The organism is Bradyrhizobium sp. AT1 (assembly GCF_001590795.1).
In the GTDB taxonomy this organism is placed as follows: Bacteria; Pseudomonadota; Alphaproteobacteria; order Rhizobiales; family Xanthobacteraceae; genus Bradyrhizobium.
This window is the reverse complement of the sequence record NZ_JXDL01000001.1, coordinates 6,435,860-6,441,859: the sequence shown is the minus strand read 5'-3', so window position 1 is coordinate 6,441,859 and position 6,000 is coordinate 6,435,860. Positions and strand designations below refer to the sequence as shown.

4 protein-coding genes are annotated in these 6,000 nt (G+C 65.2%); 2 read left to right on the top strand and 2 right to left on the bottom strand.

Annotated elements, in window-relative coordinates:
- Positions 1-318: 318 nt before the first annotated feature.
- On the bottom strand, positions 319-1,110 hold the full coding sequence (locus SE92_RS29890) for a fumarylacetoacetate hydrolase family protein (RefSeq protein ID WP_063201597.1): 792 nt from the start codon (positions 1,108-1,110) through the stop codon (positions 319-321).
- 105 nt (positions 1,111-1,215) lie between these two features.
- Positions 1,216-2,517 (bottom strand): MFS transporter, encoded by a 1,302-nt coding sequence (locus SE92_RS29885; protein WP_063203843.1) that lies wholly within the window; start codon positions 2,515-2,517, stop codon positions 1,216-1,218.
- A 523-nt stretch (positions 2,518-3,040) separates the two neighbouring features.
- On the opposite strand from SE92_RS29885, the gene SE92_RS29880 reads away from it, so the two are divergent.
- The gene (locus SE92_RS29880) at positions 3,041-4,255 is read left to right on the top strand and encodes an ABC transporter substrate-binding protein (RefSeq protein ID WP_063201594.1); all 1,215 of its coding nucleotides are present in this window, start codon (positions 3,041-3,043) and stop codon (positions 4,253-4,255) included.
- A 6-nt stretch (positions 4,256-4,261) separates the two neighbouring features.
- Positions 4,262-5,995 carry an FAD-dependent oxidoreductase gene (locus SE92_RS29875; protein ID WP_063201591.1) on the top strand — a complete coding sequence of 578 codons (1,734 nt, stop codon included), beginning with the start codon at positions 4,262-4,264 and terminating at the stop codon, positions 5,993-5,995.
- Positions 5,996-6,000: the final 5 nt, after the last annotated feature.

Genomic DNA, 6,000 nt, shown 5'->3' with positions numbered 1-6,000 from the left:
GATCGAAGGTCCGGCGGTGTAGCCGATCAAAGCTCCGGCGACCGCTCCGACCGGGCCCAGCACGACGGCGCCGGACACCGCGCCGAGCGCCGCATCGCCCGCGCGCTCCTGCGCAACCGCGCCAACGGGCACACAGGCCAGCATTGCGACAGCAGTGATCAGAGCTTTGGTCATCGGAGCGCCTCCCTCACGGGAAATCACTCGTTCTCAAATATGGCCGCAGGAGGTTCGCTTGCCGGCCAACCAAAGGCAATCGGCGGGTGGAACTCCCGCCACAGGCCTCCGCCGCCAACCGTTGGTCGCGGCGGCAGCGTGGAGCTACACGATCTTGATCGACATGTCGGGCAGACCCTCGAGCCTGCACAGCAGCACGTCGCCCCTCACCACCGGACCGACATTCTCCGGCGTGCCGGAATAGATGATGTCGCCGGCTTTCAATTCGAACGCTTCCGACAGTTTCGCGATCTGCTCGGCCACGCTCCAGATCATCTTGCTGAGATCCGAGTTCTGCTTGATGGTCCCGTTGATCGCCAGCGAGATCGCGCCCTTTTCGAAATGGCCGGTCTTGCTCACGGGGTGAATCGGGCCGAGCACCGCGGCGTGGTCAAAGCTCTTGCCGATCTCCCACGGCTTCTTCTCCGCGGCCATGCCGTTCTGGAGGTCGCGCCGGGTCATGTCGAGGCCGAGCGCGTAGCCATAGACATGGTCGAGCGCCTTATCGACCGGGATGTTGGTGCCGCCGGATTTCAGCGCGGCGACCAGCTCGACCTCGTGATGGTAGTTCTTGGTCAGCGACGGATAGGGATGATCGGCGACCTCGCCGGCCCCAACGTTCTGGATCGCGTCGGTTGGCTTCTGGAAGAAGAACGGCGGCTCGCGGTTCGGATCCGAGCCGCGCTCGATCGCGTGTGCCGCATAGTTGCGGCCGACGCAGTAGATGCGGCGAACCTGGAACACCTCTTTCTCGCCGACGATCGGGATCGTCACCATCGGCACCGGAAAGATCGGCTTGGGTCCGACCTGCGCCGCGGCCGGCGCCGCTTCGGCGATGCCCGCCGCGGTCATTGCGGCTGCGGCAGTAAGCACGTCACGTCGAGACGTCTTCGTCATGGTTCTATTCCCTGCTTTGGGGACTCGTTTCCTCGACGGTGTTCTAGAACCAAACAGCCGGCAGGCCAATGGCCCGTCCGCGACATCGCGCGAGACGGATCGACATCAGGATTTCAGCGCGTCGCGCGCCGTTTCCGGCGCCATCAGCGTCGCAATGATCGTGATGAGCGACAGCGCGATGATGTAGACCGACACGGCCCAGTAGGAACCGGCCCATGCCAGCAGCGCGGCGGCGATCAGTGGCGAGAAGCCGCCGCTCAGTGCCGCCGCGACATTGGCGCCGAGCGAGGCGCCGCTGTAGCGCACCTGGGTGCGGAACAGCTCCGGCATGAAGGCGGCCTTCGGCCCAAACAGGAGGGCATGCGTCAGCGTCATCGTGACGACGAGCGCCAGCGTGATCAGCGCCGGCTCCCTGGTGTCGAGGAACCAGAACAGCGGAAACGCCAGCGCCACCGAGAACACGCCGCCGGCAAGATAGAGAGCCTTGCGGCCGAAAATATCGGACAGCCAACCGGCGAGCGGGAGTGTCGCGAACTCGACGAGGGCGGCATAGACCACGGCGTCCAGGATTACCTGGCGCGGCAGGCCGAGTTTTGACGTCGCGTAAACAACGGTGAAGACGGTGAGGAGATAAGCAAGGCCGACTTCGGACACGGTGATGCCGATCGCGAGCAGAAAGCTGCGCCAGTCGCGGCGGAGCACTTCCCATACCGGCTGCGCCAGAACTTCCTTGCGCTCGACCACCGCCTTGAAGTGCGGCGTCTCCGCAAGCTTGAGCCGCACGATGAAGCCGACGCCGACCAGCAGGATGCTGATCAGGAACGGCACGCGCCATCCCCAACTCAGGAAATCAGCTTCGGGCAGCTTGGTCATCAGGCCGAAAATGCCGGTCGAGGCGGCAACGCCCACGGGAAAGCCGATCTGCACCAGGCTGCCATAGAAGCCGCGGCGGTTGCCGGCATGCTCGATCACCATGACGACCGCGCCGCTCCATTCGCCTCCCAAGCCGATGCCTTGGATGAAGCGCAACATGACCAGCAGGATCGGGGCCCAGACGCCGATCTGGCTGTAGGTCGGCAGGCAGCCGATCAGGAAGGTGCCGAGCCCCATCGCGATCATGGTCGCGACCAGCATGGTCTTGCGGCCGAGCCGGTCGCCGTAATGGCCGATGATGGCGCCGCCGATCGGCCGCGCCACGAAACCGACCGCATAGGTCGAGAACGCCGCCAGCGTGCCGACGAAGGGATCGAAGCTTGGGAAGAACAGCTTGTTGAAGACGAGCGCGGCCGCCGTGCCGTAGATCAGGAAATCGTACCACTCGATCGCGGTGCCGAGCGCGCTCGCCCACACCACATGCGCCGTCGTCGATTTCTCCGCAGACGCGGAGACCCCTGCTGCTGCCGTCATTGCCATCCGCCCCACAGATTCCAGAGCGCATCATGGCCAATCGCAGATCGGGTTGCAACCTGCGGGAGCATGACGCGTCTCTTGCCCCGGACGCTGCGCAGCACGAAGTGATGCGCTGCAGAGCCGGGGCCCATGCAGCGTCGAAACGGGCTCGGCGGCATGGGTCCCGGCGCTGCGCAGCAGCGCAAGAGCGCTGCAGCGCGTCCGGGACACGAGAGCTTTGAGCGCCGATGTCATCACACCCGTCATTGCGAGGAGCACTTGCGACGAAGCAATCCAGGCTGCTTCCGCGGAAAGACCTTGGATTGCTTCGCGGAGCCTGGCATCGGGCCACGCTTCGCGCGGACCCGTTGGCCCGCAATGACGGACGTGGCGGCAGTCGTGCGCAAGCCTTCAGAATGCCGCCCACAGGACCGGACCCGCCTCCCCGTTATTCGCCATTGACAAAGTCATTCGCCAATATCTAATTTATCTCCGGACCAGCCAGCCGCGCCATGCGGCCAATAAAACAGAGGGAACAATCATGAGAGGGCTTCTGGCCTGCGCCATGCTCGCGGCCATGACTTCGACAGCCATGACGACTGCCGCAACCGCGCAAGTCTCCGACGACGCGGTGCGGATCGGCGTGCTGACGGACCTGTCGAGCTGGGGTCGCGACAACAGCGGGCCAGGCTCGGTGGAGGCCGCGAAGATGGCGGTTGAGGAATTCGGGCCGACCGTGCTCGGCAAGCCGATCGAGATCATCAGCGCCGATCACCAGATGAAGACCGACATCGGCGTGCAGATCGTGCGCGGCTGGTTCGACAACGGCAAGGTCGATGCCGTCGTCGACATCCCCAATTCCGGCATCGCCATCGCCGTCCACAACATGGTGCGCGAGCGCAATAAGATCGCGCTGCTCTCGGGCCCGGGCGCGAGTTCGCTGACGGACGAGCTGTGCAGCCCGAACACCGTGCACTTCACCTACGATACCTATGCGCTGTCGAAAGTGACGGCGTCCGCCGTGATCAAGGAAGGCGGAAAATCCTGGTACTTCATCACCGCGGATTATGCCTTCGGCCAGCAGCTCGAGAAGGACGCGACGCGCTTCATCAACGAAATGGGCGGCAAGGTGCTCGGCGGCGTCAAGCATCCGACCAACACCGCGGACTTCTCCTCCTTCGCGCTGCAGGCCCAGGGCTCGAAGTCCGACGTCGTCGCCTTCGCCAATGCCGGCCAGGATACCGACAACGCGATCAAGCAGTCCGGCGAGTTCGGCCTGGTCCAGGGCGGCCAGAAGCTCGTCGGCCTGTTGATGTTCGACACCGACGTGCATGCGATCGGCCTCAAGGCCGCGCAGGGCACCTACATGACCACGGCCTCCTACTGGGCCATGGACGAGGCCACCCGCGCCTGGTCGAAGAAGTTCTACGAGCGCACCAAGGTGATGCCGACCATGATCCAGACCGGGGTCTACGGCTCGGTGCTGCATTATCTCAAGGCGATCAAGGCCGCCGGCACCGACGATTCCGCCAAGGTGATGGCCAAGATGCGCGAGCTGCCGATCGAGGATACATTCGTCCATGGCGGCAAGTTGCGCGAGGACGGCCGCGTCATCCGCGACATGTATCTCGCCAAGGTGAAGACGCCCGAGCAATCGAAGGAGCCGTGGGACTATCTGGACATCGTCAAGACCGTGAAGGGGGAGGACGCCTTCCGCCCGGTCTCCGAGTCCAAATGTCCGCTGCTGAAGAAGTGAGGCCAGATGACCGGCACCGAGCAAAGCGCAATTGAGACTTACGAGTGCGATGTGCTCGTGGCCGGATCGGGTTGCTCCGGCATGTCGGCCGCGATCACAGCCCGCTCCCGAGGCCTCGACGTCCTGATCGTCGAGAAGGAACCGCGCTTCGGCGGCACCACCGCCCGCTCCGGCGGGTGGCTGTGGATCCCCGGAACGTCGCTGGCGAAGGCGTACGGCATCGAGGAAACGCCGGAGCAGGCTCGCACCTATCTGCGGCACGAGGCCGGCAACAATTTCGACGCCGCGCGCGTCGATGCGTTCCTGAGCGCCGGGCCCGAAGCGGTCGATTTCTTCACCAGCAAGACGGCGCTGCGCTTCGACATGCCGCTGGTGTTTCCCGACTATCACGCGGAGGCGCCGGGCGGCGCGCAAGGCGGCCGCTCCATGGTGACGCGCCCGTTCGACGGCCGCGAGCTCGGCGATCTCATCAAGTCGCTGGGCATGCCGTTGCCCGAGCTCACCGTGTTCGGCATGATGCTGGGAAGCGGCAAGGAGATCATCCACTTCATGCGGGTGACGAAGTCGCTGACCTCGGCGGTGTACGTCGCCAAGCGGCTGTCGCGGCACCTGATGGACGTGCTGCGCTATGGCCGCGGCATGACGCTGACCAACGGCAATGCGCTCGCAGGGCGCCTCGCCAAATCGGCGCTCGACCTGAAGATTCCGATGTGGCTGTCCTCGCCCGTGCGCGAGCTGACGGTCGAGAACGGCGCGGTCACCGGCGCGATCGTGTCGCGCGAAGGACGCGACATCCGTGTCCGTGCACGCCGTGGCGTCGTGCTCGCCTGCGGTGGTTTCCCGCACGACGTCGAGCGGCGCAGAAAAATGTTTCCGCATGCGCCGACCGGCCATGAGCATTTTTCGCCGGGCCCCACCGGCAACACCGGCGATGGCCTGCGTCTCGCAGAATCCGCCGGCGCGCATGTCGAGGATCGCCTGCCCAACGCGGCGGCCTGGGTGCCGGTGTCGCTGACGACGCGCAAGGACGGCTCCAAGGGCGTGATGCCGCACTTCATCGACCGCGCCAAGCCCGGCGTGATCGCGGTGATGCGCGACGGCAAACGCTTTGCCAATGAAGGCAATTCCTACCACGACTTCGTCCAGGCCATGATCAAGGCTGCCAAGCCCGGCGATGAGATCGCGGCCTTCCTCGTCTGCGATCATCCCACACTGCGCAAATACGGCCTCGGCTGTGTGCCGCCCTTCCCGATGCCGCTGGGTCATCACCTCGAGACCGGCTATCTCATGCGCGGCGACACGCTGGAGGCGCTCGCCGCGAAGGCCGGCATCGATCCGAAGGCGTTCGCCGAGACGGTCAAGCAGTTCAACGCGACCGCGCCGCTGGGACACGACGCCGCCTTCGGCAAGGGCTCGAAGGCCTATAACCGCTACCAGGGCGACGCGATGCACGGCCCTAACCCTTGCGTCGCGCCGATCGAGAACGGGCCGTTCTATGCCATCAAGATGGTGATCGGCGATCTCGGCACCTATGCCGGCATCGTCACCGACGCGAACGCGCGGGCGCTCGACGCCGAGGGCCGGGTGATTCCCGGGCTCTATGCCGCGGGCAACGACATGGCGAGCATCATGGGCGGCAATTATCCCGGCGCCGGCATCACGCTTGGGCCGGCGCTGACCTTCGGCTACATTGCCGGCCGTCACCTTGCCGACAGCGCCGCCAAGCGCGACGCGGCGTAAGCCTG